This window comes from Marinobacter sp. MA, assembly GCF_048298425.1.
In the GTDB taxonomy this organism is placed as follows: Bacteria; Pseudomonadota; Gammaproteobacteria; order Pseudomonadales; family Oleiphilaceae; genus Marinobacter; species Marinobacter salsuginis.
The window spans coordinates 2,219,837-2,245,320 of record NZ_CP103058.1; the positions used below are offsets into that span (position 1 = coordinate 2,219,837).

Here is a 25,484-nt window from a genome sequence, read left to right on the forward strand (position 1 = left end):
CTCTCAGGCGATTCTAGCTGTCCTGCCACTCCGGCTTACGTTTCTCCAGGAACGCGCAGATACCTTCCTGGGCATCGTTGGCCATCATGTTGTCGGCCATTACTTTCGATGTGTACTCGTAAGCATCTTCAAGCGGCATTTCCAGCTGCCTATAGAAGGCTTGCTTGCCAATTTTCAGGGTGTGGCCGGATTTGTCGGCAATGGTGCGGGCCAGCTTGTAGACCATCTCGTCAAGGTGCTGCTCATCAACAATCTGATTAACCAGCCCGATGCGTTCCGCCTTCACGGCGCCGATCATTTCACCGGTCAGCAGCATTTCCATGGCGTGCTTGCGGGACACGTTCCGGGACAGAGCCACCATTGGCGTGGAACAGAACAGCCCGATGTTCACGCCCGGCGTTGCGAACCGCGCCGTATCCGCCGCTACCGCCAGATCACAGCTGGCCACCAGCTGGCAGCCCGCGGCCGTGGCAACACCCGCTACCCGGGCAATCACCGGCCGGGGCAGATTAACGATCTGCTGCATTACCTTGCTGCACTGGTTGAACAGCGCCAGCTGGAATTCATGGCTATCAAACTGCTCCCGCACTTCCCGGAGGTCGTGGCCGGCACAGAACACATTGCCATGGGCCGCAAGCACCACAACCCGGGTTTCCGTATCGGAGGCAATAATCTCCAGCTCTTCAGACAGCGCCTCCAGCATGGCCATAGACAGGCTGTTCTTCTTCTCCGGCTGGTTCAGCGTGAGCGTGGTAATGCCATTTTCGCTGTACTTGTGAACCAGTTCTGCGGTTTGTTCAGTCATGAGGACACTCCATTTTTAACGGTGCTGCACCAGGCAACCTGCAAACTTACCCTGAGTATTGCTGACTGTGTCTATACTGTCGAAGCGACTTTTGTAGGATGCTCAGTTTTCGGGGCTTTGCGGTTGTTATAGCCCTCTCCCGCCCATAGGCTATTTGTATGAGCCAGAACGCAGAGAGGAAGAACGCATGTCGAAATCGATAATCCTCAAAGCCATCTTTGCCATCGCGGTTATTGGCGGTGCCATCTTCATTATCATCGAGGACGAACCGGCAACACCAACCGGCGATATCAACAGCATCCAGCCGCTGCCAGAGCAGGATAACCCCTGAACTGAACAACACACCTCACCAGAACAGGCGAACACACATTGCAGACAACCCGAATCAAAGGACTGACCATCGCCGCCCTTGGCGTGCTGTTTATCGTGCCGGATGCGCTGCTTGTGAAAATCACCTCCGTGGACCCGGTGGTGTTCCTGTTCTGGCGGGGTTTATTGCTGGCCCTCAGTTTCTTTGTGATCAGCTGGGCCCGTTACCGTTCCCGTCTGGTGCCTGAAATCCGCAGATGCGGCCGCAAAGGGCTTTTCTGCGCCGGTGCCTTCGCCATTAGCACGCTCGGATTTGTGGTGGGCATGAAAAACACGGCTGCCGGCAACGTGCTCGTGATTTTAAATACCGCACCGGTGATCGCCGCCGTCATTGCCTGGGCAGTGTGGAAAGAAACCCTGCCCCTGCGAACCTGGGTCGTCATCCTGGTATGTGTGACCGGCGCGACCTTCATGGCCGTTGGCGAATTCGGCAAGGGCGACCCGCTGGGGTTGTTGATGGCCGTGGTTGCCGCCACGGCCCTGGCCTCCAACCTTAACGTGGCCCGCTCTAAGCCCGACAGTGACATGAGCGTGATGCTCATGTTCGGAGCCCTGGTGTTGGCCGCTGTGGCCGCTCTGTTTGGCGGGGCCCAGATGCCCTCAGGCCGGGACTTCTTCTTCATTGCCCTGCTCTGCCTTGTATTCCTGCCGACTGCCTGCATCCTGATCCAGATTGGCCCGCGCTACATTCCCGCGGCAGAGGTCAGCCTGATGCTGCTTTTGGAAACCGTGTTCGGGTCCTTCCTGGTGTGGCTGTTCCTGGGCGAGGTACCGCCAAACCTCAGTCTGGTGGGCGGGGTCATCGTATTCTCAGCTCTGGCTGTGCACGGCTGGACGGAAGTCAGCCGCTACCGAAAGGCGCGGCTATTAGTTGATTAATCCGGTTCCCGCGCGCGAAGATACGCGCTGATCAAAAACAAGGAACCGCATTCATGACCAACGTACCCAAGCTCACCGATGCACTGCTCACCATGGAAAACCGGGTAGCCACCCTTACCCTGAACCGTCACGACCTGCGCAATGCGCTGACAGGCTCACACCTGATCGACGATATCGTGACCACCGCAGAATGGGTGAACCAGTGCGACGATGTGTCGGTACTGGTGATCACCGGGGCGGGCTCTGCCTTCAGTGCTGGTGGCAACATCCGGGACATGGCCAACCGAAGCGGCGATTTTGCCGGCGACGTGGCCGAATGCGCCGATCGCTACCGCAAAGGCATCCAGCGCATTCCCCTGGCCCTGCAGAACGTTGAAGTGCCCATTATTGCCGCCGTGAACGGCCCAGCCATTGGTGCCGGCTTCGATCTGGCCAACATGGCGGATATCCGCATTGCCTCGGAAAGTGCCAAGTTCGGCGAAACCTTCCTCAACCTCGGCATCATCCCCGGCGACGGCGGCGCCTGGTTCATGCAGCGCCTGATCGGCTATCAGCGCGCCTTCGAGCTCACCCTCACCGGCCGCGTGATAGACGCCGCCGAAGCCAAAGACCTGGGTATTGTTCTGGAGGTGGTGCCAGCAGACGAATTGATGAATGCCGCAAACGCCATGGCAAGCCGCATGGCCAGCCAGCCGCCGAAAGCCACACGCCTGACCAAACGCCTGATGAAAATGGCGCCGAGGATGGAACTGAAGGATTTTCTGGATGTGTGTGCCAACTTCCAGGGCATGTGCCACAACGAGCCAGAGCACCTGGAAGCGGTGAATAAAATGCTGGAGGCGATGTCGAAGAAATAGTGGTGCTCCGGGCCGGAATCGAACCGGCACGACCTTGCGGTCGAGAGATTTTAAGTCTCTTGTGTCTACCAATTTCACCACCGGAGCATTCGGGGGGAGGTTTTGACGGGCAGAATTGTATAAGTCTGCGTGGGGTAACGCAATTCGGATTCCGCCCTCGCCTTCAGGCGGCGGTGCTGGCTGCTGGGGGCTTGGTTGCCCTGCCCTTGTAGATGTATCCGGCGATTTTCGGTGCCTTGGGGATGTAGAGGTTTTCAAGCTCCTGGATTTCAAAGCCGGCGTGTCGGATCAGGTCAGCGATGTGGCGGTTCAGATGGCAACCGCCGGCCAGCTTTTTCCATCCGGGGGTGATGCGGTGTTGCCATTTTCGGGTGCCGTCGTCGGGGGATTCGCCGTGTTCCAGGAACAGGAGTTCGCCGCCAGGTTTGAGTACCCGCCACATTTGCCGGAGGGCTGCATGCCAGTCCGGGATCGTGCACAGGGTGAAGGTCAGAAGAACGGTATCGACAGAGTGGTCTTCCAGGGGAATTTTTTCGCCTGGCAGGTCCAGCCACTCTACCTTGACGGGGGATCTTGCCAGATTCGATTGGGCCTTGCGTCGCATGCCTTCTGAGGGTTCCAGGCCATACACCATGTCGACATTGTCGGCATTGTAAAATTCCATGTTGATGGCCGAGCCCATGCCCACTTCCAGCACCACGCCTTTTGCATGGGGTACTACCTGGCTACGAAGCTTCATCACCTGGCCCATGGAGCATGCGCGGTCTATGATGTGGGGGAGAATCCTGTCTTCGTAAAAGCTCATCGGCAACACCATAATTGTTTTAAATCAAGGGTGCGGCAAAACGCCCTATCGAATTTGCTACCATGTTTAGTAGCATAGTAAGTATCTGCCGGTAATAACAATATAACAAACAGAGCTAAGGCAGCGGCTGAACGGGTTCGCTGGGCCCGTTTGTTATGATGTGACCGTTACCGGAGGGTTCCCATGGAACTTGATCCTCTCATTCTATCGCGAATCCAGTTCGCGTTCGTGGTGTCATTTCACGCCATCTTTCCGGTGTTTACCATCGGCCTTGCCTCCTACATTGCGGTACTCGAAGGCCTCGCCTTCAAAACCGAGAATCCAGTGTGGGTGAAGCTCTCTGCCTTCTGGACCAAGGTGTTTGCCGTGGTGTTCGGTATGGGGGTGGTGTCGGGCATCGTGATGTCGTTCCAGTTCGGAACCAACTGGAGCAATTTTGCGCAGGCCTCAGCCAATTTCCTCGGCCCTATCCTGAGTTATGAGGTGGTTACGGCGTTCTTCCTGGAGGCGGCGTTCCTCGGGGTGCTGCTCTTTGGTCGGGATAAGGTGCCGGCAGGCGTTCACCTGTTTGCCGCCATCATGGTTGCGACGGGTACCTTTATTTCTTCCTTCTGGATTCTCTCGGCCAACAGCTGGATGCAGACCCCGGCAGGCACCGAGCTCCGCGACGGCGTGTTCTATGTGACTTCCTGGAGCGAGGCGATCTTTAACCCGTCCTTCCCTTACCGCTTTGGCCATATGGCGCTGGCGTCCTTCCTGACCGGCGGCTTCGTGGTGGCCGGCGTGAGCGCCTGGTATCTCCTGCGGGGTCGCGAGGTTGAGGCCAACAAGAAAGCGCTGTCCATGTGCCTGTGGCTGTTGCTGTTCATTGCGCCTGCTCAGGCGGTGCTGGGTGATTTCCACGGCCTGAACACTCTGGAGCACCAGCCCACCAAGGTTGCGGCCATGGAAGGTAACTGGGAAACCTCCCGTAATGTGCCGTTGCTGCTGTTCGCCATTCCCGATCAGGAAAACCAGCGGAACCTGTACGAGATCGGTATTCCCAGCCTGGCCAGCTTCATTCTGACCCATGAATGGGACGGAGAGGTGCCGGGTGTGAGCGCAGTGCCGGTTGAAGAACAGCCTCCGGTGGCGATTGTGTTCTGGTCCTTCCGGATCATGGTAGGTATTGGCCTGCTGATGATCGCCTTCGCGGTAACCGGTCTGGTTCTGCGTGCCGGCGGCAGGTACTGGCGCACCAACTGGTTCCTGCAGGGGATGCGTTTCATGAGCATTGCGCCCTTCTTTGCGGTGCTCACCGGCTGGTTCGTCACCGAAGTGGGCCGCGCGCCCTGGCTCGTGTATGGCCAGATGACCCAGGCCGAGGCACTGACCCCGTCACTGACCGGCGGCATGGCGTTGTTCACGCTCATCGGCTATATCGTTGTGTACGCTCTGGTGTTTTCTGCCGGTGTCTACTACCTCATGCGTGTGTTGTATGTCGGTCTTGAAGACCGTGATGAGGACGAACACGAGGCAGATCGACCCAAGCGTCCGTTCTCCGCTGCACATGTGCCTTTCGAAATCGAACACGATACTGACGATAGTGTTGGTACTGCCAAGCCGGTCAACCAGGGAGGTCACTGATTATGGAACTGTTTGATCTGCCTCTTATCTGGGCATTCATTATCGGCTTCGGCATTATCATGTATGTGTTGATGGACGGGTTCGACCTGGGCGTGGGTATTCTCTTCCCCTTTGCACCGAACGAGGAAGCCCGCGACACCATGATGAACTCGGTGGCCCCGGTGTGGGACGGCAACGAAACCTGGCTGGTGCTCGGTGGCGCCGGTCTTCTGGCCGCCTTCCCCATGGTGTATTCCATCTTCCTGCCGGCACTCTATATCGGTGTATTCCTGCTATTGGCCGGGCTGATCTTCCGTGGCGTGGCCTTTGAGTTCCGGTTCAAGGCCCGTACGTCACGTTATCTCTGGAACTGGGCGTTTGCCGGCGGCTCCACCGTTGCATCGTTTGCCCAGGGCGCCGTGGTCGGGGCCTATATCCAGGGCTTTGAAACCGCCAATGGCGTCTATGTTGGCGGCGCGCTGGACTGGCTGACGCCGTTCACTGTGCTCACGGGTCTGGGTATGCTGGCCGGCTATGCCCTGCTGGGTTCCACCTGGCTGATCATGAAAACCGAGGGGAATCTGCAGCAGTGGGCCTACAAGATCACCCTGCCCTTGCTTCTCGCGGTGTTGGTGGTCTTTGGCATCATCGGTGTCTGGACGCCCTTCGTGGATGAAATGGTGCGTGAGCGCTGGTTCTCCAACCTGAGCATTATCTGGGTCCTGCCGGTTCTGACACTGCTTTGCGCTATCCAGATTTACCGTTCGGTTCGTGATCGCAAAGACGGCATGCCGTTCGTGGCTACCATGGGCCTGTTCATCACCACCTATCTGGGCCTGGTGGTCAGCCGCTGGCCATATGTGGTCCCGCCGGAATACACGCTTTGGGAGGCAGCCTCCGCCTATGAATCCCAGCTGTTCCTGCTGTTGGGCCTGCTGTTCGTGATTCCGATTGTGCTGGTCTACACCGCCTGGACCTATTGGGTCTTCCGCGGCAAGGTACGCGCCGGCGAGGGATATCACTAAGTGGCGGAGCCATCGGCCAATGGGGGCGGAGAGAATACCTCCGCCGCCGATCAGAAAGCCGTCAAAGGATGGCTTTCTGATCTGGCCCGTGGCAGTCGCCTGTGTATCCGGAGTACCGTGGCTGCCGGCACCGTTGCCGGCATTGCCACCATTATTCAGATGGTTTTGCTTGCCCGGATTATCCATCTGGGCATCATTGACGAGGTTCCGGTTGCGGACCTCACTCCTCTTTTTCTGGGTCTGATTATCGCCCTCGTTGTGCGCGCACTTGGCCAGGGCTACCAGACCCGCTTCGCCGCTCGATGCAGCGAACAGGTTCGCCGTGACGCCCGCCGGCAACTTCACAAGCACTGGCAAGCTACCGGCCCAGTTGAACTGGGCCAGTCTTCGGCTGGCGCACTTGCCCGCGAATGGATAGACCACGTGGAAGCGCTGCACGGCTACTTCGCCCGTTTTCTGCCGCAGATGACCCTGTCAATGATTGTACCGCTGCTGATCCTCGCCCTGGTGTTCTGGCTGGATTGGCTGGCCGGCATCTTCCTGCTGTTGTCCGCGCCGCTGATTCCCTTGTTCATGGCGCTGGTGGGTATGGGTGCGGAGAAACTGAACCAGCAGCATTTTGAAACCATCAGCCGACTATCCGGCCAGTTCCTGGACAAGGTACGCGGCCTGACTACGCTGCAGCTCTTCGGGCAGACCGAGGGGGCAGCCGAGCTGATTCGCAAGCGCTCGGATCATTACCGACGCATCACCATGAAAACGCTCCGGGTCGCGTTTCTGTCGTCGGCGATTCTGGAGTTCTTTGCCTCGGTGGCCATCGCCGTTATCGCCATCTACATCGGGTTTGGTCTGCTGGGCTACATCACCTACGGCCCTTCCGAAGATCTGACCCTGTTTTCCGGGCTGCTGATTCTTTTACTGGCCCCGGAGTTTTTCCAGCCGCTGCGCACCCTTTCCCAGCATTATCATGATCGTGCCGCAGCGATGGGTGCTGGTACCGAAATTCTTGAGCGGCTGGCATCCCCGGTGAACCTTCAGAGCGCGAGTGAAACCGTGTCTGTGGAGGGCGCGGAAGACCGGATCGAGCTGCGTTCCGTCAGCAAGAGCTTCCGGTCGGGTCAGAAGGTGCTGGGTGATCTCACGCTGACCATCCGCAAAGGCGAAGTGGTTGCCCTGACAGGCCCCTCCGGCGGCGGGAAGTCCACCCTGCTACACCTGCTGGCCGGCTTTATCGCACCGGATGCCGGTCAGATCCACCTGTTCGGCGAGACGCCGGGCAGCTTCCGGTTTGGCTGGCTGGGCCAGAAAGGGTTTCTGGTTCACGGCACCTGGGCCGACAACCTCAGACTGACCACTCCGGATGCCTCCGATATCGCCATCGAGACGGCCCTGCGTAATGTGGGCCTCGGTTCCCTGCTCGACAGTCGCCAGCAGGGTATTTACAGCCCGGTATCCGAGGAGGGCCAGGGGCTTTCCGGCGGCCAGGCAAGAAGGCTGAGTCTGGCGCGTATTTTCCTGGCGGATTACGACCTGATTCTGCTCGATGAACCCACTGCCGGACTGGACAGCGACAGTGAAGTGTTTGTGCTGGAGGCCCTGCATAAACTGGCGGTGGCCGGCAAAACCCTGATTTTCTCCACCCACCACCAGGCCCTGCTGACTCTTGCCAATTGTGTATTGCTGGTCTCCGACGGGGAGGTGCGCGATGCGTGAACTGAAGCCCTGGCTGGACCTGATCTTCAAACGCCCGGGGCGCCTGGTTGTGGGCGGTTTCCTGATTTTGGCTACCCTGCTCTCCGGCATAGGTCTGTTGGCGGTATCCGGATGGTTCATTACTGAAACTGCGCTGGTGGGCCTGCTGTTGGCCGCCGGCGTGGCGGCGACCATAAACCTCTATGTACCCGGCGGCGCGATCCGGTTTTTCGCCGTTTCCCGCACGGTATTCCGGTATCTGGAGCGAGTCTACAACCACGATACCGTTCTGAGGTTGCTCACAGACATCCGTGTCGCTTTGTTCAAACGTTTGTCCCGCGCCAGTCGCGTTCGCCGTGGCGAGCTGAGCGGCGCCCAGTGGCTATCCAGGCTCACCACCGATGTGGATGCCCTGGACACCCTCTACCTGCGCCTGATCGCACCCACCGCCCTTGCGGGCCTGGTTACTCTGCTGGTGGTGGTTCTGGCTGCCGTGCTCTTCGATATCGGCACGGCATTGCTGGTGGGACTGTTGCTGGTCATTGCCCTGGTAATCGCCACTGCAGGGGTTTATCTGAGAACCTGGCGCCTGGCGGCCCGGCAAAGCGACCGGCAGGAAGACCTTCGAACGGCGGTGATCGAGCACATCGAGGGTTTCCCGGAGCTAACCGCGGCCGGACGTACCGGAAAACATGCGGCCTGGCTCATGCGCCAGGCTCATCAGGTAACTGCCGAGCAAGCCAGGGCCGATACCCGGGTAGGCTGGCATCTGGCTGGCTCCCATCTTTTCGTCAACCTTACCGCGGTTGTGGCCCTTTGGGCAGGCTTTGCCCTGTTCCAGTCAGGTTCGGTGTCCGGTCCGGTGTTGGTGTTACTGCCCATTGCCCTGCTCGGCCTGGCCGAGGTCTACGCCATGCTGCCGGATGCCTTTGGCAAGCTCGGGGCAACTGTCGCGTCTGCGGCGCGGTTGAACCGGGATTGCCGGGAGGATGACCAGAACGCCGCGCCCAGCGCCTCAGAACTGCCGCCGGGAAAAGCCCTTCTGGCGGAAGATATTGCCGTAAAACATGAGGGTTACGCGCCTTTATTTACGCACTTCAACCTTGGGATTGAGGATGGAGAGCACATCGGCATTCTCGGGCATTCGGGCAGCGGCAAATCCTCCCTGGCGGATGTGCTCGCCGGCCTGCTGCCCACCGCCCAGGGCAATCTGGCGAGGAGGGAGTGCGTTTACCTCACCCAGAAAACCGTGTTGTTTGAGGATACCCTCCGGGCCAATCTGCTGTTGGGCTCGCCCGAGGCCTCGGACACCGAACTCTGGAGCATCCTGGAGCAGATGGAGTTGGCTGAACGTTTTGCCACCGAACCGGACCGCCTAGATACCTGGCTCGGCAGTGCCGGCAGCCGACTCTCCGGCGGTGAAGCAAGGCGTGTGGCCCTGGCGCGTGTGCTATTGAACCCCGCCCCGCTGGTAATACTGGATGAGCCGTTTACCGGCCTGGATGCCGATACCCGGGCACGCATTTCAAAACGGATGGAAACGCTTCTGGAAGGAAAAACCGTGGTTAGCCTGGCACACGGGTCGGATGCCCTCCCGGACACCGACCGTGTGATTTACCTCAGCGGTTAACGGGTCTCGAGTACCTCGAAAGTCAGGCCCGCCTTGCTGGTGAGACGGTCCATCAGCTTGCCATCGAGCAGCGAAGACGGCGTCCAGAACCCGCCGGGCTGATCCGCCGGAATATCGAACGCCAGACACATCCCTGCTTCACCCAACATCTTGCCGGTGGAACCGTAGCCCGGGTCCTGATCGCCGGTCACCTTGGTGATAATGGTTTTGCCATCTTCCGTGCGGCCAACAAAACGAAGGTCATAGAACCCGGCCTTCTGGGCTTCCGGGCTGGGGCCTTCGCCCGGCTTAGGCACGAACTTCTCAACCAGCCAGCGGGTCGGTTTGACGGCAGAGGCCATCAGGAATGCCCCCAGACCGCCGGTGACGGCATACGCTGCCAGACGGCCCTTGGTACCACGACCGGTCATCATGGCTTCGTCGTAGGTGAACTCCTTGCCATAACGCGCGTTCTGCAGGGCGTTGGAACGATGAACCACGCGTGTGTTGATCGCTGCCATCACAAAAGGCGCGAGCCAGGCGTTGAAGGTCTTGTCGTACTCTGCACCTTTCAGGCTCGGCTGACGGGTCTTGGAGCGATGATCTGGCGGGCAGATTGAAAACGGATTGGCCATTTGTTTCCGCAGTTTCGGATCGGCCGCGGCTTCCTTTACCGCGTTCATCAGGGAGGCAACGGTCCCACCCGAGAATTCGCCTTTGGCGGTTTTCACCCGCATGCGAACATCCCGGCATGGCGCACCGAAGGTCTGCTCTGCCTGGTTCTGAAGGAACCACACGCCCATGTCGGAGGGAATCGAATCGAAGCCGCAGCAATGCACGATGCGGGCACCGGAGGACTTGGCTTCTTCCTCGTAGCGCTCCACCATCTTGCGGATCCACTGCACTTCGCCAGTCAGGTCGCAATAATCCGTGCCACTGCGCACGCACGCCTGCACCAGAGGCTCACCGTAAAGCGCGTAGGGGCCAACGGTGGAAATAATGACTCGGGCTTGCTCGCACATGGCCTTCAGGGCGGCCTCGTCGGACGCATCCGCCAGGATCACTGGCAGGTCTTTGGCTTTGGAGCCAAGCTCACCCTTCAGGGTGTTGAGCTTGCTCTCGGAGCGACCGGCAATTGCCCATTTCACCGACTGGCCCACTCCGTAGGTTTCGAGCAAGTAACGGGTGAGAATCTGGCCAACGAAACTGGTGGCTCCGAAAACCACAAGGTCATAGGCCGTTTCTGAGGATTTGGTCATTGCTCTTCCTTAGTCAAAATTATCTGGAAAGTTGATAGAGAATTAACAGAGCACTGGTTCAGGGTTCAACGAACGGCTGCGGTTGCCTTGGTGCCCATCAGGCGCATGAATACGGCCACACCCAGGCCCCAGAACCCGTTGAGGATAAGCCCGCCAACCCAGGTCTGAGCAGAGACATCGAGCCCTTTAAGAGGAAACACCACCAGCATGGCAACGGCTGTGGGACCAACTGCCCCTACAATGACATGCCCCAGCCACAACTTCATCCCCGCAAGGCGACCGAGTATCAGCCACAGCAACATGCCCCAGAGGCCACCAAAGAACGCCAGTGATACAACCTGCGGAACGCCCAGCGGTGGTACCGGTGACATGTTGAACGGCGCTGCGGGCACAACACCGCCCAGCCAGAACAGTGCGTACAGGCCCTGATGGAATACCAGGGTCGCGAGAAAACCACTTGCAAACGCCTTGAACCAAACCATGAACAATCCTCTGTTGGTGTGAATAGTTGGCCTTAACTCGTTGATTCTGCGTAGCTCATCCTACAACTGCAACCGATATTAGCAGTTTTGAGCGCTCGTTCTACTTTCCCCGCCGCGCTATTGGATCCGTCGTCACGGCCAATCGTTTGTCATACTTCATGGGGCACACTGCAACACAGTGCACGACACGATTTCCGGAGGTTCGAATTGATCACCTTTTTGATGGTACTGAGCATCTTGCTTGTGCTGTTCAGCGCTTTCGTCTGCTGGCAGGTTCTTGAACAGCGCAAAGTGATCGCACAGATGATGGAGAATGACGACATCGCAGATTCCGAGCAGCAGCCGGAAATGGTTATTACGCTACGGGTACTGGATCCGATTGCCCTGGCCAAACGGGAATCACGCTCTGCCCGCGTGCTTGCGGACAAACTCCCCGTGATGGTCCGCAAAATGGTGTACCAGGAAGTGCTAAAAGAGCTCGAAAACGAAATGGCAGAGCGTGAAATCGAGGTCGACATGCAGCTTGAGTATCGATGATTCGGGTAGTCACTCTGGTTGATGGAAGCGCATTAACATGATCACCACCGCGATCGTATCTTTTCTCCTGCTACTGGCCTTCATGGGCTTCGGCATCGCCTATTGGCAGCTCCTGCTGTGCCGCCGTGAAGCCCGGATTCTCAATTCTCATCGGGTGGCGGCACACAGCGCCCTACAGAAAAGCAGAATGGATCTTCTGGAAGTACGGAACCGTGCCCGCCTGCTGGAAGATTCCGTCTCAGGCGGTGCCAGCGCAGTGGAGAAAGTTCACAAGGCGATTTCCAACACCACGTTCGGGCTGATTGATCTTTTCTCGAAAGATGAAGAGTTCCGGCAGACGGCCCGAAAAGCGCGAGCCACCCATGACCAGACCAGTCAGCAGATCTACCGAACGGTACGCACCACCAACAAGGCACTGCACATCCTTGCCGATACCCTGATCATCGGCAAGGCCGAAAAGCGGCTGGCGTCCCGCAAGCGTGACAAGGGCCAAGGTTCCGACGATCAATAGCTTTCGAGGGTCAGCTCTTTTCCCAGGATTTGAGCACCACGTCGACGGTCACCTCCAGTGAGTCAAGCGCCGCTGCCTTCTCAAGTCCCTCGGCGCTGGCCCGATACAGATGCGGTGTCATGGCCAGAAGATCGGCAATACTTTCCTGATCCGGGAGTGTCACGGAGAAACGCACGACGGTAGAGTCCAGTTGTCGGAAGCCCTCCGGTGCTGCGCTGTCGGTCTTTCCAGGCGATTTCAGCTCGGGATAGATGATTTCTCGCAGCTCCCGAAGATGATCGGCACCGGCATCCACCTGGATCACCTGCCCACCGGGCTTAAGCACACGGGCAAATTCGCCATAGACCGGAAAACCAAACAGGCAAAGCACCAGATCCAGTGATTCCGGCAGAACCGGCAGGTTTGCATTGCTGCCCACTACCCATCGGGTCTGTTTATCCTGTTTTGCCGCTGCGAGGACCGCCCATTTCGAAATATCGACACCAATCATCGCAAGGTCTTTATCGCCAGCCTTGCCTGCCAGGTGCCGTAGGTAATAGCCTTCTCCGGAACCTGCGTCCAGCACCGACCCCTTCCCCTCATCGGGCAGCGACTGCAGCGCCCGATCGCTAACCGACTCGGCGATCCTTGCGTAGAAGCCGGCATTCAGGAACCGTTGTCTGGCCGCCACCATCGCCTTGCTGTCGCCCGGGTCCAGGGTACGTTTCTTCTGGACCGGCAACAGGTGCACGTAGCCCTGCCGGGCGACATCAAAACTGTGCCCGTTCTCGCACCGCCAGGACGTTCCGCTGGCGGTGAGCGCGCACCCGTCCAACGGGCAGGCTAAAGCATCAAAGGGTGTGGTGGTCATGGTGTTTGAATCCGGTTCAACAGTCGGGCCGGGTATCATGGCAGGTATTGGAGTTTCACCCAACGCAAAAAGGCACCCGAAGGTGCCTTTTTGGATGAAGAACCGAAGGTTACAGAACTTTCTTCAGCTCTTCTTCAAGCTGCGGAACCGCTTCAAACAGGTCCGCTACCAGGCCGTAATCGGCAACCTGGAAGATCGGCGCTTCTTCATCCTTGTTGATCGCAACGATCACCTTGGAATCAGACATACCGGCCAGGTGCTGAATGGCACCGGAAATGCCCACGGCGATATAGAGCTGCGGAGCAACAATCTTACCGGTCTGGCCAACCTGCATGTCGTTCGGTACGAAGCCGGCGTCAACAGCAGCACGGGATGCGCCAACAGCGGCACCCATCAGATCGGCAACCTGCTCAAGCATCTTGAAGTTGTCGCCGTTTTGCATGCCGCGACCACCGGAAACCACGATACCGGCGCTTGCCAGATCAGGACGGTCAGACTTGGCCAGCTCTTCGCTAACGAACTGGGACAGGCCAGCGTCTTTTACAACGTCCAGCTGTTCAACGGCAGCGGAGCCACCTTCAGCAGCAACCGGGTCGAACGCGGTCGGACGAACAGTAACGACTTTGATGCTGTCACTGGATTTTACAGTGGCAATGGCATTACCAGCGTAGATCGGGCGAACGAAGGTATCTTCGGACTCCACGCGCATGATGTCGGAAACCTGGGCAACGTCCAGCAGTGCAGCAACGCGCGGCATGAAGTCTTTGCCCACGGTGCCAGCGGCGGCCAGGATGTGGCTGTAGCCCTTGCCAACTTCGGCAACCAGCTCACCCAGGTTCTCGCCCAGGAAGTGACCATAAGCAGCGTTGTCGGCAACCAGTACCTTGTTAACGCCTTCGGCCTTGGCAGCTGCTTCAGCAACGGCACCACAGTTCTCACCGGCAACCAGTACGTCGATGTCTCCGCCGATGGCCTTGGCAGCCGCTACAACATTCAGGGTAGCCTGTTTCAGGCTGCTGTTGTCATGTTCAGCAATTACAAGGATGCTCATTTAGATCACCTTCGCTTCGTTCTTCAGTTTATCGACCAGCTCGGCAACGTCGGCCACTTTCACACCCGCCTGACGGGAAGCAGGCGCTTCAACCTTCAGGGTGGAAAGGCGCGGAGCGATGTCGACACCCAGATCGGCCGGGCTCATGTTGTCCAGCGGCTTCTTCTTGGCCTTCATGATGTTCGGCAGAGAAGCATAGCGCGGCTCGTTCAGACGCAGGTCGGTGGTGACAACCGCAGGCAGATTCAGGGAAACGGTCATCAGACCACCGTCTACCTCACGGGTTACGTTAACCTTGTCACCCTCAACAACCACTTCAGAAGCGAAAGTGCCCTGACCCATGCCGGTCAGCGCGGCCAGCATCTGGCCAGTCTGGTTGTTATCGGAATCGATGGACTGCTTGCCAAGAATGACCAGCTTCGGCTCTTCTTTCTCAACAACAGCCTTCAGCAGCTTGGCCGCTTCGAGAGACTGAACCTCCTCGTCGGTTTCGACGTGGATGCCACGGTCTGCACCCAGCGCCAGCGCAGTACGGATCTGCTCCTGAGAGGCTTTCGGACCGATGGATACCACCACGATTTCACTGGCAACACCCTTCTCCTTCAGGCGAACGGCTTCTTCTACCGCGATTTCGCAGAACGGGTTCATTGCCATCTTGACGTTGGCGAGGTCAACACCGGTGTTGTCCGGCTTGACGCGCACCTTTACGTTGTAGTCGATTACTCGTTTTACAGCGACCAGAACCTTCATAGATTCCTCGTTCTTCTACGATGGGTTTATGACTTGCAGTCCTCGCGCAGAGCCTGCCAACATTCAATGCGCATTAATGATGGAGGCAACACTCGGCAGAATCAATAGCCTCAAACGACGCGCCAGGACTGAACTTTCAGCCAATTCCCCGGTATTGACCGGGAACGGCAATGAGACGATACTAGATTTCGACTCAAAACACACGATGTTTCAGTGTGCTCTTACAATGCCAAAGGTCAGAGTGAATTTCAAACAAACGTTTGTTTGATTCTTCAAATACGGTATCCTTTTGGTTATGCAAGTCGGGACAAACGGCTTGGGGCGGTCGTCTATACGCAGTTTTACCGGTATGATGGCGGCCCAGAATAATTGGCCTGCGGGCACATAATTACCATTAAAGATGTTTGAGGAGACCAACGTGGAACGCGAATCGATGGAATTTGATGTTCTGATCGTCGGCGGCGGCCCGGCGGGCCTGTCTGCAGCGTGCCGTGTCATGCAGTTGGCACAGGAATCCGGCGAGGAACTCACCGTATGTGTGGTAGAGAAAGGTTCTGAGATCGGCGCGCACATTCTGGCCGGTACCGTATTCGAGCCCACTGCCCTCAACGAACTCTTCCCGGACTGGAAAGAGAAAGGCGCTCCGCTGAACACGCCCGTTACCCGTGACGACATTTTTCTGCTGAAGAACCAGGATAGCGCCACCAAGATCCCCAATGCCTTTGTGCCCAAGAACATGCACAACCATGGCAACTACATCATCAGCCTGGGCAACCTGTGCCGCTGGCTGGCCGAACAGGCCGAGCAGCTTGGCGTTGAGGTCTATCCGGGCTTTGCGGCCGCCGAGACCATCGTTGAGGATGGCCAGGTAAAAGGTATTATCACCGGCGATATGGGCGTGGCCCGCGACGGTTCCGAGAAAGACGGCTACATGCCGGGCATGGAACTGCGCGCCAAGTACACCCTCTTCACCGAAGGCTGCCGTGGCCACCTGGGCAAGCGCCTGATCAACGACTTCAAGCTGGATGAAGGCAAGGATCCCCAGCACTACGGCATCGGCATCAAGGAGCTGTGGGACATCGATCCGGCCAAACACGAGCCAGGCCTGGTCGTCCATACCACCGGTTGGCCGCTCAACGAGACCGGCTCCACCGGCGGTTCTTTCCTGTATCACCTGGAGAACGGCCAGGTTTACGTGGGCCTGATTACCGATCTGTCCTACAGCAACCCGCATCTGAGCCCATTCGAAGAGTTCCAGCGCCTGAAGCTGCACCCGGAGATCAAGAAGCACCTGGAAGGTGGCAAGCGGGTGTCCTACGGTGCGCGCGCCATCGCCAAGGGCGGCTACAATGCCCTGCCGAAAATGAGCTTCCCGGGCGGCCTGCTGCTAGGTTGCGACGCCGGCACCCTGAACAGCTCCAAGATCAAGGGCTCCCACACCGCCATGAAGTCCGGCCTGTTGGGCGCCGAAGCGGTGTTCGAGGCACTTAAGGAAGGCAAGAGCGGTGAGGAAATCACCAGCTTCCAGAAGCGCTTCGAGGATAGCTGGCTGTACAAGGAACTCTACGCCGAGCGTAACTTCGGCCCGGCCATGCACAAGTTCGGCAACGTGGTGGGCGGCGCCATTGCCTTCTTCGAGCAGAACATCCTGCGTGGCAGCTTGCCGATCACCTTCCACGATACCACTCCGGACTACGCCACCCTGAAGCCGGCGTCCGAGTGCAAGAAGGTGACTTATCCCAAGCCGGATAACACGCTGACCTTTGACCGCCTGTCCTCGGTGTTTATCTCCAACACCAACCACGAGGAAGACCAGCCGGTACACCTGAAGCTGACGGATCCGGAGCTGCCGATTCGTGACAACCTGCCGAAATACGACGAGCCTGCGCAGCGTTACTGCCCGGCCGGCGTGTACGAAGTAGTGGAGAAAGACGACGGCAGCGGCAAGCGTTTCCAGATCAACGCCCAGAACTGTGTTCACTGCAAGACCTGCGATATCAAGGATCCTGCCCAGAACATCAACTGGGTGACTCCGGAAGGGGGCGGTGGCCCGAACTATCCGAACATGTAAGTTCGGTTCCCCGTAAAAAAAAGCGGCCCTTTCGGGCCGTTTTTTATTTTCGGACATAAAAAAACGGCTCCCTGAGGAGCCGTTTTTCGTTGCGCTTCTGAAAAGCTTAGTGAGCGTGACCGTGCTCTTGCTCTTCGTCAGTCGCGTCGCGAGCTTCTACCACTTCTACGTCGAAGTGCAGAGTCTGCCCGGCGAGCGGATGGTTGGCGTCGATGGTGACGGTTTCGTCGCCAACTTCAACCACGCGAACAACCTGGGGGCCGCCCGGGGTCTGCGCCTGGAACTGCATGCCCGGCTCGATGGTGTCGACGCCTTCAAATGCAGAACGTGGAACCGGCTGGATCAGTTCTTCGTTTACTTCGCCGTAGCCTTCTGCAGGTTCTACAGAAACCTTAACCTGATCGCCTGCGTTCTTTTCGTTCAGTGCACTTTCCAGTCCACCGATAATGTTCTGTGCACCTTCCAGGTAAGACAGAGGCTCGCGACCTTCTACACGGGAGGAATCAAGCTGCTCTCCCTGATCGTTGGTGAGCGTGTAATGGATGGTGACAACACGAGGTTGGGCCATGTGATCTCCTTGCGTGTCCGCAATGACTGTTTAATTGATTTAGGCAATCGAAAGTGATCGTGAACAGCCAGACTGAACAGAGGGACTAACGACCACCGGGCCTCGTTAGAGAGCCAGGCTCATAACAAGTATGAAAACACAGTTTAACAACTGAGTTGATGCGTTTTCTACCGTAATTCTGGGGCCGCGGTACGGGTTTTCAACCACCCTGCCCGATTTTATAGAAAATTCCGTGGCTAAATACGCCGAGGGTTGGATGACCACCCTCGTTTCGCTCCACCACATGCTCGGCCAGATCGTAATAGGCAGCCGTGACCAGGCGCGCGTCGATCCCATGGCGAACCTTCACAACCGGGCGTGGCTCGTCGGAGCCCGGATAGGTCCCCACTTCCAGCGGGTGGTCCTGGCCAATCTCCAGGGTTTCGCCCACATTGGTGGTCAGTGAGATGACCTGCCGGTCGCCCTCTCCGGTTACCTGGAGCGAGTGCGCCAGAAGCGGCGCATCCTCAACCTGGATTCGCCACTTCTCGACCGGGGTCACCAGGTAGTACTCGCCATCTTCTTCCTTGCGGAGAATGGTGGAGAAGAGACGCACAATGGCTTCCCGCGCTAATGGCTCACCCTTGAATATCCACTGGCCATCACGGGTGATGCGCAGGTCCATATCGCCCGAGAGCTCGGGGTTCCACTTATCCAGGGGCGGGTTTCCGGCATTCTTCACGGTTTCCTCCACCTGTTTTGCAAGATTATCCGGATTCATGCTCATAACCGTGGCTCCCGGTCCGGTAAATTACAACCCGCGCATCCATTCCGCACGCAGCGGCGCCGCACCGGGATTGGTGATAGCCAGGTTCACCTGGTCCAGCATCTTCTGTTTGTCCCTGCCCAGCGTCCCCTTGAGAACGAGATAGTTGGAGGCGTGGTCACTTCGGAAGATGGTTTTATCCAGTTCCAGATGCTCCAGGAACAGGCGGATTTCCTCGAACAGCCCTTGCTGTGACAGTGGAACGAAATCCTCACCGAACCCTTCCCTGAAACGCTCCTCCCCCTGTGGGAAGCTCACCACCAGGGTCGACAGGTAGTCCGGCTGGGTCTCATTACAGAGGGTGGCGGTGTTGATCGCATGCTGACGGGAGAGACTTTCACCGCCCAGCCCATTCAGCACCATCACAGAACTGGTAAGGCCCGCTTCGCGAATCTTGACCAGCGCCGTGCGGGTAGATTCCCAGGTTTCGCCTTTGTTGACGCGGCGCAGAACCTCGTCATCGCCGGATTCCATCCCGACGTAGAGAATCTGGAGGCCGGCTTCTTTCAGCTGTGCCAGCTCTTCCACGGTTTTTTTGGCAAGATTACGAGGCAGGCAGTAGCTGGAAACCCGCTGGAGGTCGGGGAAAGCCTCCCGTAGCTGCCCGAGAATCTCTAGTAGGCGACGGGTCGGCAACACCATGGCGTCCCCATCCGCCAGGAAGACACGGCGCACACCACCCAAGCTGCGAGCTGCATTCTGGATATCCTTAAGCACGTCGTCGGGCTTGCGGGCCCGGAATTTCTTCTGGGGCTGGGTGTACATCTCACAGAAGGTGCATTTGTTCCAGGAACAGCCGTTGGTAACCGGAAGGATCAATGACTTGGCTTCACTGGGAGGCCGGAATACCGGCTCTACGTAGTCAATCGGAAAGCTGTACATAATCAGGCTCGGATTTGAGAATTCAGAAATCGGATAAACCGAGTATCAGGGCAGAAACTGCGCTTTCAAGTCTGCACAGCCCGGGCCAACCACCGGCATATCGAGCATCACCGCCTGGGAAGTCATGAACGGAATGCCCCGGCGGTGGGCATCTACCAGGAGGGTGGCAAGACTACCGACCAGCGGCATGTGGGAGACAATCATCAATGGCGACTCGTGCTGTTCGATCAATGCATCGAGGCACGCGCCGGGATCGTCGTCCGGGGTGATAAACAGCTTTTCTTCAACGGGACAATTCAGGATCTCGGAAACAATTGCCGCCGTTTGCCGGGCCCGGACGTAAGGGCTGCTCCATATCAGTTTGGGGCGCCAGGGCGACTCGGCGATGCGGGCAGCCACTTCGGCCGCGCCCAGGCGGCCGGATTCTGTCAGTTCACGCTCCTGATCCAGCGTGTGCCAGCCGGCTTCGCCGTGACGCATGATGAGCAGTTGCAAGGGCTCTCTCCTTTCAGACCGTCTCCGGCCTTTGCAAACCGTTTTACTGGCTGATGGTACGCGGCAAGATGAACTCTACGTCGGAATTCTGGACCGACATCATCAGGCTGTTGATCACCGCCTTGATGGATGCGTTCTCATAGAGAATCTCGTAAAGACCACGGACCAGCGGCATATAGATACCGATCGCCTCGGCCTTTTCCTTAACCAGTTTCAGGGTATAAATACCTTCGGCTACCTGCCCGAGCTCTGCCACTGCATCATCCAGCTTCTGGCCCTGGCCTACTGCATAGCCCACTCGGAAATTTCGGCTCTTGGATGAGGTACAGGTGACAATCAGGTCACCAACGCCCGCCAGCCCCATGAAGGTCATCGGGTTGGCACCGAGGCTGACGGCGAACCGGCTCATTTCCGCAAGCCCCCGCGTAATCAGCATGGCCTTGGCGTTCTCCCCCATCTCCAGGGCAGAGGCGAGGCCAGCAACGATTGCATAGATATTTTTCAGTGCTCCGGCGAGTTCTACGCCATACACATCCACATTGGCGTATACGCGGAAGTATTCACAGCCCAACAGATCCTGAACGGAACGGCGCACGTCCGGATCCTTGGCGGCGATAACGGTAGCAGTCAGATCTCGATTGACGATTTCTCCTGCCAGATTGGGACCACTGAGCACGCCTGTGCGGCAACGGGGAATCTCCTCCTGGAGAATCTCGCTCATCAACTTGAAGCCGTGCTCTTCAATGCCTTTGGTCAGACTGATCACAATCTGGTCATCGCGGAATTTTTCACAGTTTTCGCGAATGACGGCCCGAAAGGCCTTGCTGGGAATGGCGACGAAGACAATTTCGGCCTTGCTGACCGCATCCGCAAGGTCCGTGGTGGGCTGAATATCTCCGGACAGTTCAACGCCGGGCATATAGCGGCTGTTCACCCGGGTGGTACGAATTTCCTCGGCCTGGTCCTGGCCGCGCATCCAGAAGTGCACGCGGTGGCCGTTTTCACCCAGTACCTTGGTCATGGCGGTGCCGAAGCTGCCACCGCCGAGAACCGCTACGTCGTGCACCGGTCCGGTTGCCCCGGTGTCTTGAGGCGTCGATTGTTCAGACATAGTTCTTCCGTTTTGTCAGATCAGGTGTGAAACCGGCAGCGCCTCACATCGAGGCAAGGAGGCATTAACCGGGCTCTTCACATTCCAGAGCGCGCACCAGATTCTTGAATTCTTCCCTGTTTCGGTTGTTCAGGCCCATCAGTACCTTGTGGGCATCGAGCACCTTGTCCCGAACCTGCTGTTCGCTGGCTCTGAGTACAGGTATCTCTTCAAGCTCTTCAATACGGGACGCGGGTTCTCGAACGATGATGAATATCTTGTCGAACCCCATGGAAGTGATAATGCGGGTAATGTCAGGGTTGGTCGAAATCAGTGTGGGCAGGAAGTGGCTTTGTTTCTGGGCCGCCATGGCTATTTTGGCAAGCAGTCCGAGCGTGGTGCTGTCGATGATCTCGGTTTCGGTCAGGTCGATTACCACAGTCTTGAACTGTGGGTCCTGGGTAATGGACTCAACCAGATTGTCCAGCGTCGAACACAGGTTCAGCCGGATTTCCCCGATAAACTTCAGGACATAAATGCCCTGTTTTTCAGCTTGCAGGATCTTGTAACCAGCCATGTCTCACACTGCCACTAATTCGACGGGGTGTTATCTGATGTCCCAATGGTATCAGTAACCGATACGATAGCGATATCGTCCGGCAGCTCTGTGATCTGGTCGAGATTCAGAGCATCGCTCAGAGAGGCGATAGTGTGACGACCTCCCGATACGAGTTCAAGTAGTGTCCGTTCCTTTTCATCCAGACCTTTTTCCCGGATAACTTCCAGAATTCCATCCGAAAACAGGGTCAGATGAAACGGTTTGTTCAGGGGGACTTCGTACACCTCCCACTCAGGGGTTTCAAACAACCCGACCGGTAGCCCGCTCCCCTCCAGGAAAGCCGTCTTCCCTCCCTCGAAGGACAGGATGGGCATCGGGAAATGTGCGCCCACTGCGTAGTTCAATTTACGCTCACTCAGGGAAATGATGCCAACGAATACGGTTACGTGTTTGCCGAGACCGGTATCCAACAATTCCGAGTTGATTCGTTCCAGGAAGCGGTCCGGGTGCAGGATATCTTCACTGGAGCCCCGGCGGAGGTTGCGCTGGAGGCGGTTGGTCAGGTTTTTCAGCAATACCGTCACGAAAGCTGAGCTGGCGCCATGGCCGGAGACATCAGCAATGTAGACCAGTACCTTGTCGTCGGAAATGCGGAAATAATCCAGAAAATCGCCGCTCAGATAGAGCGACGGCTTGATCATGTGGTCCACGTGTAGGCCGCTCATGACCTGCTCGTGCTCGGGCAGCATTCGTAGCTGGACTTTCCGTCCGGCACGCTGGTCTGCCCGTAACTCGGCAATGCCGTCCCGGAGATCCCGGTTGGCCTCTTCCAGTTCCTGTCGGTACAGCTGATTCAGCCGATTGACCCGAACCCGGTCAAACAGTTTCCCGAGGACATCATCCAGGGCACCTTTGTCGTCGTTGCAGGGTTTCAGGACAAAATCGGCCGCCCCGGCCCGGAGCGCATTGACCACATCGGCACTGGATTCACTGGAGGAACAGGCCACGATCGGGGTGAAGGTTTCGGCTTCTTCCAGGCGGCTGGCAAGGTCCCGGATGGCCTCCGGAGACAGATCTGCAAAGATGACATCGGGAATGTTATCGTCAAACAGGGCCTTGGCGCCGGCGAGATCCGGATACCCCGTTACGTAGAACCCCCGCGCTTCGAGGTATCGGGCGAGATCCGTACGGGCCTTTTCATCGGCGTCTATTATAAGTATGCGCTCGGTGCGCGAGGTCATGGCGACTGCCCTAAACTACCAGCGATAAACGATAAATTGGCTTGAATAAGCCTATTCTGGCACGCCCCTGTGATATAACAAGGCCAAGTTCATGAAATCGGAGGATTCCAGCTGATGCGACGTGCCGTAAACGATCTACTCGGAGCCTATGACAAGCTGATCATGGATCCGGTTCATGGAGGCATTCCACTCTACCGGCACGAAATCCAGGTGATCGACCATCCGCTGTTCCAGCGGCTTCGAAACATCTGCCAGAACGACATCCTCAGCCTGGTCTTCCCCGGAGCAACCCATTCCCGGTTTCTGCACAGCATCGGCGTGATGCACGTGGGCACCCGTATGTTCCGCTCGATGATTGACGCATATCTGCGGGAACGCCAGCTGAGTGAACAAACGGATCTGAGCCTGAGCCAGCTCGACGCCATCGACTACCTGGCAAAAACCATCCGTCTGGGCTGTCTGCTGCACGACAGTGGCCACTCCAGTTTCTCGCATCAGTTCACCCAGGCTCGACGCATTCGGGAGTTGATGTCCCGGCCGGGACGATTCCGGGATCTCTGGCACGGCGTGGATTATTCCACGTACCACCCGAAAGAGCCCGATGAACTCGAACACGAACACTACTCCGTGCGAGTCGCCCACGATGTACTAACGGCCGTGGATCTGGAGAGTGCAGGCTTATACGCCCGGGATGTCATCGGCATCATGGAAACGACCGAAGTAAGGCCCAGCGAAACATTCTGCCGCCACGCTCGAACGTTCTGGGCCTTTATCGCGGGAGAGGATGCGGCCGCCGGTTCTCCCCTGAGCGAAGACATTCCGGGCCTGGTAATGGATCTGCTGTCATCCATTGTATCGGGCGAAATCGATGCCGACCGCGCTGATTACATGTTGCGGGATGGCTTCCACTCGTCGGTGACCATCGGCGGCTTCAATCTGGACCACCTGCTGAGCAACCTGCGCTTTGGCTGGGATGTTTCTGAACCCTGGCTGGGGCTGGCCATTACCCAGAAGGGGCTGGGGGCGCTGGAAGACTTTGTCTACAGTCGCCACCAGATGTACCGGAAGGTGTATGCCCACAAGACCGCACTCGGCTTTGACTGGCTGCTTCGGGAAGCAATCAACGAAGTGCTCGATGACCCGGACAACTTTGAATGGGTGGATACCTGCCTGAGCGACATGGCCTATTTTGCAGAGCTGACCGACAACTTTTTCTGGGAGGCCTTCCGGAAAGTGGCCCGCAAACACCCCAAGAGCTTTTCCTTCTGCATCGTAAACCGGGTGAAGCTGAACCACCTGGATACCCGTGAAGACCTGTCCGCCAGGGGCATTGAGCGGCACAGCGCCTGGCTGGCGGGCGAGCTTTCGCTCAACCCGGCCCAGGTGGTGACCTGCTCCATGCGGGCACGCTTCTCGAATATTCAGGACAATTTCAACGGCATCAAGGTGCTGGTGCGCGAGCCCATTCACCGTGGCCGTTCACTGAAGAAGATCACCGATGTGAGCGCCTTCTTCAGCAAATTCAGCGACGGCACCATCACCCATTTCTACACTCGCCCGGATGTTACAACGGGTAGCCAGGAGGCTCTCACTGAGTAACAGCCCCAGTGGTCAGTTCGGCAACGAGGCCGCTGGCGCTGTCAAAGGCGCCTTCAACCCGCCCGCCACTGAGCCAGTCGCCGGCAAGCCCCAGCCCGTAATCCGGAAACCATAAGTGCCCAGGCTGGTCGCCACCCTCGGAGCGGGCATAGAGCCAGCGGTGCGTGACCCATTCGTCTGGCGGGGTTTCAAAGCCGGTCAATTCCCGGAATGCGGCCAGGAGTTTGTCGGCTACTTGTTCGGCAGGCGCATCCACATGCTCTTCGGTCCAGGCCGGACTGGCGTGCAAAACCCACCACTGCCCTTTGTCTTCCCGACCGGGTTTGCTGGAATTGTTAGCCACCCAGAACAATGCCGGATGCTGGCAGCGCATGCCCTCATGGTGCGGCCAGGGCGACTCGGGGAAATGAGCAGCGACAGCCCAGCATGGCAAAACCCGACTCACCGGATCATCAAGTTGCGAAGCAAGCTCTTCCAGACCGCTGTCGGCGAGAAGATCCCGGGCCTGTGCCGGCGGAGCGGTAATGATCACCTGGTCAAAGTCGCCAAGTTGAGTGCCAGAGGTATCCAGGAGGCGCCAGGACTGGTCGTTTCGGGCCAACTTGCCCACCCGGGTTTCAGTAACAACGGTGGCGTGGGCCGATAGGGCGCGGGTAATGGCCGTCATGCGTGGGGTTCCAACGAATCGCGTTTCGTCCGGAAATGGCTCCCAATTGCCTGCTTCGGTCTGGAAACCAAACCGCCCTTCCCACGGTCCGAAACTTTCCGGGCCGGCGAAGTTGCGGAGAAACGGCAGGAAATCCGGATTCCGGGAGGTGAAGTACTGCGCCCCGACATCTGCCGAACCGCCGGTTACCCGTTTTGCCGCGAGCCTGCCACCGGGCCCCCGGCTTTTCTCGAAGACCGTAACGTCATGGCCCAGGCTTCGTAACTGGATCGCCGCTGTCAGCCCGGCAAGGCCTGAACCAACGATAGCGATACGGCGTATAAGTGGTGAATCAAAGGTTTGATTAAACATGGTTTATCGTGCATCCAATTCCGGTAGTCAGATCGTACAACATCCCATGAAACGGCTTCGGCCACAGGGC

26 protein-coding genes and 1 tRNA gene are annotated in these 25,484 nt (G+C 57.9%); 11 read left to right on the forward strand and 16 right to left on the reverse strand.

Annotation, left to right across the window (positions count from 1 at the left end):
- Positions 1 to 13: 13 nt before the first annotated feature.
- Entirely contained in the window at positions 14 to 805 is a 792-nt protein-coding gene (locus NUW46_RS10340; protein ID WP_418140034.1) for an enoyl-CoA hydratase, read from the reverse strand.
- Positions 806 to 992: 187 nt separating this feature from the next.
- Between NUW46_RS10340 and NUW46_RS10345 the strand changes: the two genes are divergently transcribed.
- The 3 genes from NUW46_RS10345 to NUW46_RS10355 are packed head-to-tail and all read left to right on the forward strand — an operon-like array spanning position 993 to position 2,910.
- Positions 993 to 1,136, forward strand: coding sequence for a hypothetical protein (locus NUW46_RS10345; protein WP_167352695.1), 144 nt, complete (start codon positions 993 to 995; stop codon positions 1,134 to 1,136).
- Positions 1,137 to 1,174: 38 nt separating this feature from the next.
- Positions 1,175 to 2,053 (forward strand): DMT family transporter, encoded by an 879-nt coding sequence (locus NUW46_RS10350; RefSeq protein ID WP_418140035.1) that lies wholly within the window; start codon positions 1,175 to 1,177, stop codon positions 2,051 to 2,053.
- Between the two features lie 53 nt (positions 2,054 to 2,106).
- A complete protein-coding gene (locus NUW46_RS10355; RefSeq protein WP_418140036.1) occupies positions 2,107 to 2,910 on the forward strand; it encodes an enoyl-CoA hydratase-related protein in 804 nt (267 codons plus the stop codon).
- Here NUW46_RS10355 and NUW46_RS10360 read toward each other — a convergent pair.
- Together NUW46_RS10360 and NUW46_RS10365 are read right to left on the reverse strand one after the other, a co-directional pair.
- Positions 2,911 to 2,997 (reverse strand) — tRNA-Leu (locus NUW46_RS10360).
- Positions 2,998 to 3,073: 76 nt separating this feature from the next.
- A complete protein-coding gene (locus NUW46_RS10365) occupies positions 3,074 to 3,715 on the reverse strand; it encodes a class I SAM-dependent methyltransferase (protein WP_418140037.1) in 642 nt (213 codons plus the stop codon).
- A gap of 183 nt (positions 3,716 to 3,898) precedes the next feature.
- Here NUW46_RS10365 and NUW46_RS10370 point away from each other — a divergent pair, with 183 nt between their 5' ends.
- The 4 genes from NUW46_RS10370 to cydC are packed head-to-tail and all read left to right on the forward strand — an operon-like array spanning position 3,899 to position 9,667.
- A complete protein-coding gene (locus tag NUW46_RS10370) occupies positions 3,899 to 5,341 on the forward strand; it encodes a cytochrome ubiquinol oxidase subunit I (RefSeq protein WP_418140038.1) in 1,443 nt (480 codons plus the stop codon).
- A gap of 2 nt (positions 5,342 to 5,343) precedes the next feature.
- Entirely contained in the window at positions 5,344 to 6,345 is a 1,002-nt protein-coding gene (gene cydB, locus NUW46_RS10375) for a cytochrome d ubiquinol oxidase subunit II (RefSeq protein WP_069183608.1), read from the forward strand.
- Positions 6,346 to 8,058, forward strand: coding sequence for a thiol reductant ABC exporter subunit CydD (gene cydD / locus NUW46_RS10380; RefSeq protein ID WP_418140039.1), 1,713 nt, complete (start codon positions 6,346 to 6,348; stop codon positions 8,056 to 8,058). It begins immediately after the preceding gene.
- The gene (cydC, locus tag NUW46_RS10385) at positions 8,051 to 9,667 is read left to right on the forward strand and encodes a thiol reductant ABC exporter subunit CydC (protein ID WP_418140040.1); all 1,617 of its coding nucleotides are present in this window, start codon (positions 8,051 to 8,053) and stop codon (positions 9,665 to 9,667) included. The genes cydD and cydC overlap by 8 nt, the downstream gene beginning before the upstream one ends.
- Here cydC and NUW46_RS10390 read toward each other — a convergent pair.
- Entirely contained in the window at positions 9,664 to 10,905 is a 1,242-nt protein-coding gene (locus NUW46_RS10390) for a saccharopine dehydrogenase family protein (protein WP_418140041.1), read from the reverse strand. The two genes, cydC and NUW46_RS10390, sit on opposite strands and share 4 nt — an antisense overlap.
- 65 nt (positions 10,906 to 10,970) lie before the next feature.
- Positions 10,971 to 11,387 (reverse strand): hypothetical protein, encoded by a 417-nt coding sequence (locus NUW46_RS10395; RefSeq protein ID WP_418140042.1) that lies wholly within the window; start codon positions 11,385 to 11,387, stop codon positions 10,971 to 10,973.
- Positions 11,388 to 11,594: 207 nt separating this feature from the next.
- Here NUW46_RS10395 and NUW46_RS10400 point away from each other — a divergent pair, with 207 nt between their 5' ends.
- Positions 11,595 to 11,924 carry a hypothetical protein gene (locus tag NUW46_RS10400; protein ID WP_141697202.1) on the forward strand — a complete coding sequence of 110 codons (330 nt, stop codon included), beginning with the start codon at positions 11,595 to 11,597 and terminating at the stop codon, positions 11,922 to 11,924.
- Between the two features lie 37 nt (positions 11,925 to 11,961).
- Complete coding sequence (locus tag NUW46_RS10405) at positions 11,962 to 12,435, forward strand: hypothetical protein (protein WP_209397301.1); 474 nt, start codon at positions 11,962 to 11,964, stop codon at positions 12,433 to 12,435.
- Positions 12,436 to 12,445: 10 nt separating this feature from the next.
- Here NUW46_RS10405 and NUW46_RS10410 read toward each other — a convergent pair whose 3' ends face one another.
- The 3 genes from NUW46_RS10410 to NUW46_RS10420 all read right to left on the reverse strand — a co-directional run bounded on the left by NUW46_RS10410 (position 12,446) and on the right by NUW46_RS10420 (position 15,086).
- The gene (locus tag NUW46_RS10410; protein WP_222464521.1) at positions 12,446 to 13,285 is read right to left on the reverse strand and encodes a putative RNA methyltransferase; all 840 of its coding nucleotides are present in this window, start codon (positions 13,283 to 13,285) and stop codon (positions 12,446 to 12,448) included.
- Between the two features lie 109 nt (positions 13,286 to 13,394).
- Positions 13,395 to 14,336, reverse strand: coding sequence for an electron transfer flavoprotein subunit alpha/FixB family protein (locus tag NUW46_RS10415; protein WP_069183602.1), 942 nt, complete (start codon positions 14,334 to 14,336; stop codon positions 13,395 to 13,397).
- Positions 14,337 to 15,086, reverse strand: coding sequence for an electron transfer flavoprotein subunit beta/FixA family protein (locus NUW46_RS10420; RefSeq protein ID WP_069183601.1), 750 nt, complete (start codon positions 15,084 to 15,086; stop codon positions 14,337 to 14,339).
- 418 nt (positions 15,087 to 15,504) lie between these two features.
- Here NUW46_RS10420 and NUW46_RS10425 point away from each other — a divergent pair, with 418 nt between their 5' ends.
- The gene (locus NUW46_RS10425; RefSeq protein WP_069183712.1) at positions 15,505 to 17,157 is read left to right on the forward strand and encodes an electron transfer flavoprotein-ubiquinone oxidoreductase; all 1,653 of its coding nucleotides are present in this window, start codon (positions 15,505 to 15,507) and stop codon (positions 17,155 to 17,157) included.
- 106 nt (positions 17,158 to 17,263) lie between these two features.
- Here NUW46_RS10425 and NUW46_RS10430 read toward each other — a convergent pair whose 3' ends face one another.
- The 7 genes from NUW46_RS10430 to NUW46_RS10460 form a co-directional block, all read right to left on the reverse strand.
- On the reverse strand, positions 17,264 to 17,725 hold the full coding sequence (locus tag NUW46_RS10430; protein ID WP_008171631.1) for an FKBP-type peptidyl-prolyl cis-trans isomerase: 462 nt from the start codon (positions 17,723 to 17,725) through the stop codon (positions 17,264 to 17,266).
- Positions 17,726 to 17,924: 199 nt separating this feature from the next.
- Complete coding sequence (locus NUW46_RS10435) at positions 17,925 to 18,491, reverse strand: DUF1285 domain-containing protein (protein WP_418140043.1); 567 nt, start codon at positions 18,489 to 18,491, stop codon at positions 17,925 to 17,927.
- A gap of 24 nt (positions 18,492 to 18,515) precedes the next feature.
- Positions 18,516 to 19,412, reverse strand: a complete 897-nt coding sequence (locus tag NUW46_RS10440; protein WP_418140044.1) for a radical SAM protein — start codon at positions 19,410 to 19,412, stop codon at positions 18,516 to 18,518.
- Between the two features lie 45 nt (positions 19,413 to 19,457).
- A complete protein-coding gene (locus NUW46_RS10445) occupies positions 19,458 to 19,907 on the reverse strand; it encodes a SixA phosphatase family protein (RefSeq protein ID WP_069183597.1) in 450 nt (149 codons plus the stop codon).
- Positions 19,908 to 19,950: 43 nt separating this feature from the next.
- Positions 19,951 to 21,018, reverse strand: coding sequence for an NAD(P)H-dependent glycerol-3-phosphate dehydrogenase (locus NUW46_RS10450; RefSeq protein WP_209397289.1), 1,068 nt, complete (start codon positions 21,016 to 21,018; stop codon positions 19,951 to 19,953).
- A gap of 64 nt (positions 21,019 to 21,082) precedes the next feature.
- On the reverse strand, positions 21,083 to 21,574 hold the full coding sequence (locus tag NUW46_RS10455) for an STAS domain-containing protein (protein WP_064230439.1): 492 nt from the start codon (positions 21,572 to 21,574) through the stop codon (positions 21,083 to 21,085).
- Between the two features lie 14 nt (positions 21,575 to 21,588).
- Entirely contained in the window at positions 21,589 to 22,797 is a 1,209-nt protein-coding gene (locus tag NUW46_RS10460; RefSeq protein WP_069183595.1) for a PP2C family protein-serine/threonine phosphatase, read from the reverse strand.
- A gap of 114 nt (positions 22,798 to 22,911) precedes the next feature.
- On the opposite strand from NUW46_RS10460, the gene NUW46_RS10465 reads away from it, so the two are divergent.
- Entirely contained in the window at positions 22,912 to 24,396 is a 1,485-nt protein-coding gene (locus NUW46_RS10465) for an HD domain-containing protein (protein WP_418140045.1), read from the forward strand.
- Here the strand turns inward: NUW46_RS10465 and NUW46_RS10470 are convergent.
- Complete coding sequence (locus NUW46_RS10470; protein WP_412535777.1) at positions 24,386 to 25,414, reverse strand: NAD(P)/FAD-dependent oxidoreductase; 1,029 nt, start codon at positions 25,412 to 25,414, stop codon at positions 24,386 to 24,388. The two genes, NUW46_RS10465 and NUW46_RS10470, sit on opposite strands and share 11 nt — an antisense overlap.
- Between the last annotated feature and the right edge of the window lie 70 nt (positions 25,415 to 25,484).

What these genes read in the sequence shown, in the direction of transcription:
- NUW46_RS10340 (WP_418140034.1), bottom strand. Translation starts at nt 805, where the DNA reads ATGACTGAACAAACCGCAGAACTGGTTCACAAGTACAGCGAAAATGGC.
- NUW46_RS10345 (WP_167352695.1), top strand. Translation starts at nt 993, where the DNA reads ATGTCGAAATCGATAATCCTCAAAGCCATCTTTGCCATCGCGGTTATT.
- NUW46_RS10355 (WP_418140036.1), top strand. Translation starts at nt 2,107, where the DNA reads ATGACCAACGTACCCAAGCTCACCGATGCACTGCTCACCATGGAAAAC.
- NUW46_RS10365 (WP_418140037.1), bottom strand. Translation starts at nt 3,715, where the DNA reads ATGAGCTTTTACGAAGACAGGATTCTCCCCCACATCATAGACCGCGCA.
- NUW46_RS10370 (WP_418140038.1), top strand. Translation starts at nt 3,899, where the DNA reads ATGGAACTTGATCCTCTCATTCTATCGCGAATCCAGTTCGCGTTCGTG.
- cydB (WP_069183608.1), top strand. Translation starts at nt 5,344, where the DNA reads ATGGAACTGTTTGATCTGCCTCTTATCTGGGCATTCATTATCGGCTTC.
- cydC (WP_418140040.1), top strand. Translation starts at nt 8,051, where the DNA reads ATGCGTGAACTGAAGCCCTGGCTGGACCTGATCTTCAAACGCCCGGGG.
- NUW46_RS10390 (WP_418140041.1), bottom strand. Translation starts at nt 10,905, where the DNA reads ATGACCAAATCCTCAGAAACGGCCTATGACCTTGTGGTTTTCGGAGCC.
- NUW46_RS10395 (WP_418140042.1), bottom strand. Translation starts at nt 11,387, where the DNA reads ATGGTTTGGTTCAAGGCGTTTGCAAGTGGTTTTCTCGCGACCCTGGTA.
- NUW46_RS10405 (WP_209397301.1), top strand. Translation starts at nt 11,962, where the DNA reads ATGATCACCACCGCGATCGTATCTTTTCTCCTGCTACTGGCCTTCATG.
- NUW46_RS10410 (WP_222464521.1), bottom strand. Translation starts at nt 13,285, where the DNA reads ATGACCACCACACCCTTTGATGCTTTAGCCTGCCCGTTGGACGGGTGC.
- NUW46_RS10415 (WP_069183602.1), bottom strand. Translation starts at nt 14,336, where the DNA reads ATGAGCATCCTTGTAATTGCTGAACATGACAACAGCAGCCTGAAACAG.
- NUW46_RS10420 (WP_069183601.1), bottom strand. Translation starts at nt 15,086, where the DNA reads ATGAAGGTTCTGGTCGCTGTAAAACGAGTAATCGACTACAACGTAAAG.
- NUW46_RS10430 (WP_008171631.1), bottom strand. Translation starts at nt 17,725, where the DNA reads ATGGCCCAACCTCGTGTTGTCACCATCCATTACACGCTCACCAACGAT.
- NUW46_RS10435 (WP_418140043.1), bottom strand. Translation starts at nt 18,491, where the DNA reads ATGAGCATGAATCCGGATAATCTTGCAAAACAGGTGGAGGAAACCGTG.
- NUW46_RS10440 (WP_418140044.1), bottom strand. Translation starts at nt 19,412, where the DNA reads ATGTACAGCTTTCCGATTGACTACGTAGAGCCGGTATTCCGGCCTCCC.
- NUW46_RS10450 (WP_209397289.1), bottom strand. Translation starts at nt 21,018, where the DNA reads ATGTCTGAACAATCGACGCCTCAAGACACCGGGGCAACCGGACCGGTG.
- NUW46_RS10455 (WP_064230439.1), bottom strand. Translation starts at nt 21,574, where the DNA reads ATGGCTGGTTACAAGATCCTGCAAGCTGAAAAACAGGGCATTTATGTC.
- NUW46_RS10460 (WP_069183595.1), bottom strand. Translation starts at nt 22,797, where the DNA reads ATGACCTCGCGCACCGAGCGCATACTTATAATAGACGCCGATGAAAAG.
- NUW46_RS10465 (WP_418140045.1), top strand. Translation starts at nt 22,912, where the DNA reads ATGCGACGTGCCGTAAACGATCTACTCGGAGCCTATGACAAGCTGATC.
- NUW46_RS10470 (WP_412535777.1), bottom strand. Translation starts at nt 25,414, where the DNA reads ATGTTTAATCAAACCTTTGATTCACCACTTATACGCCGTATCGCTATC.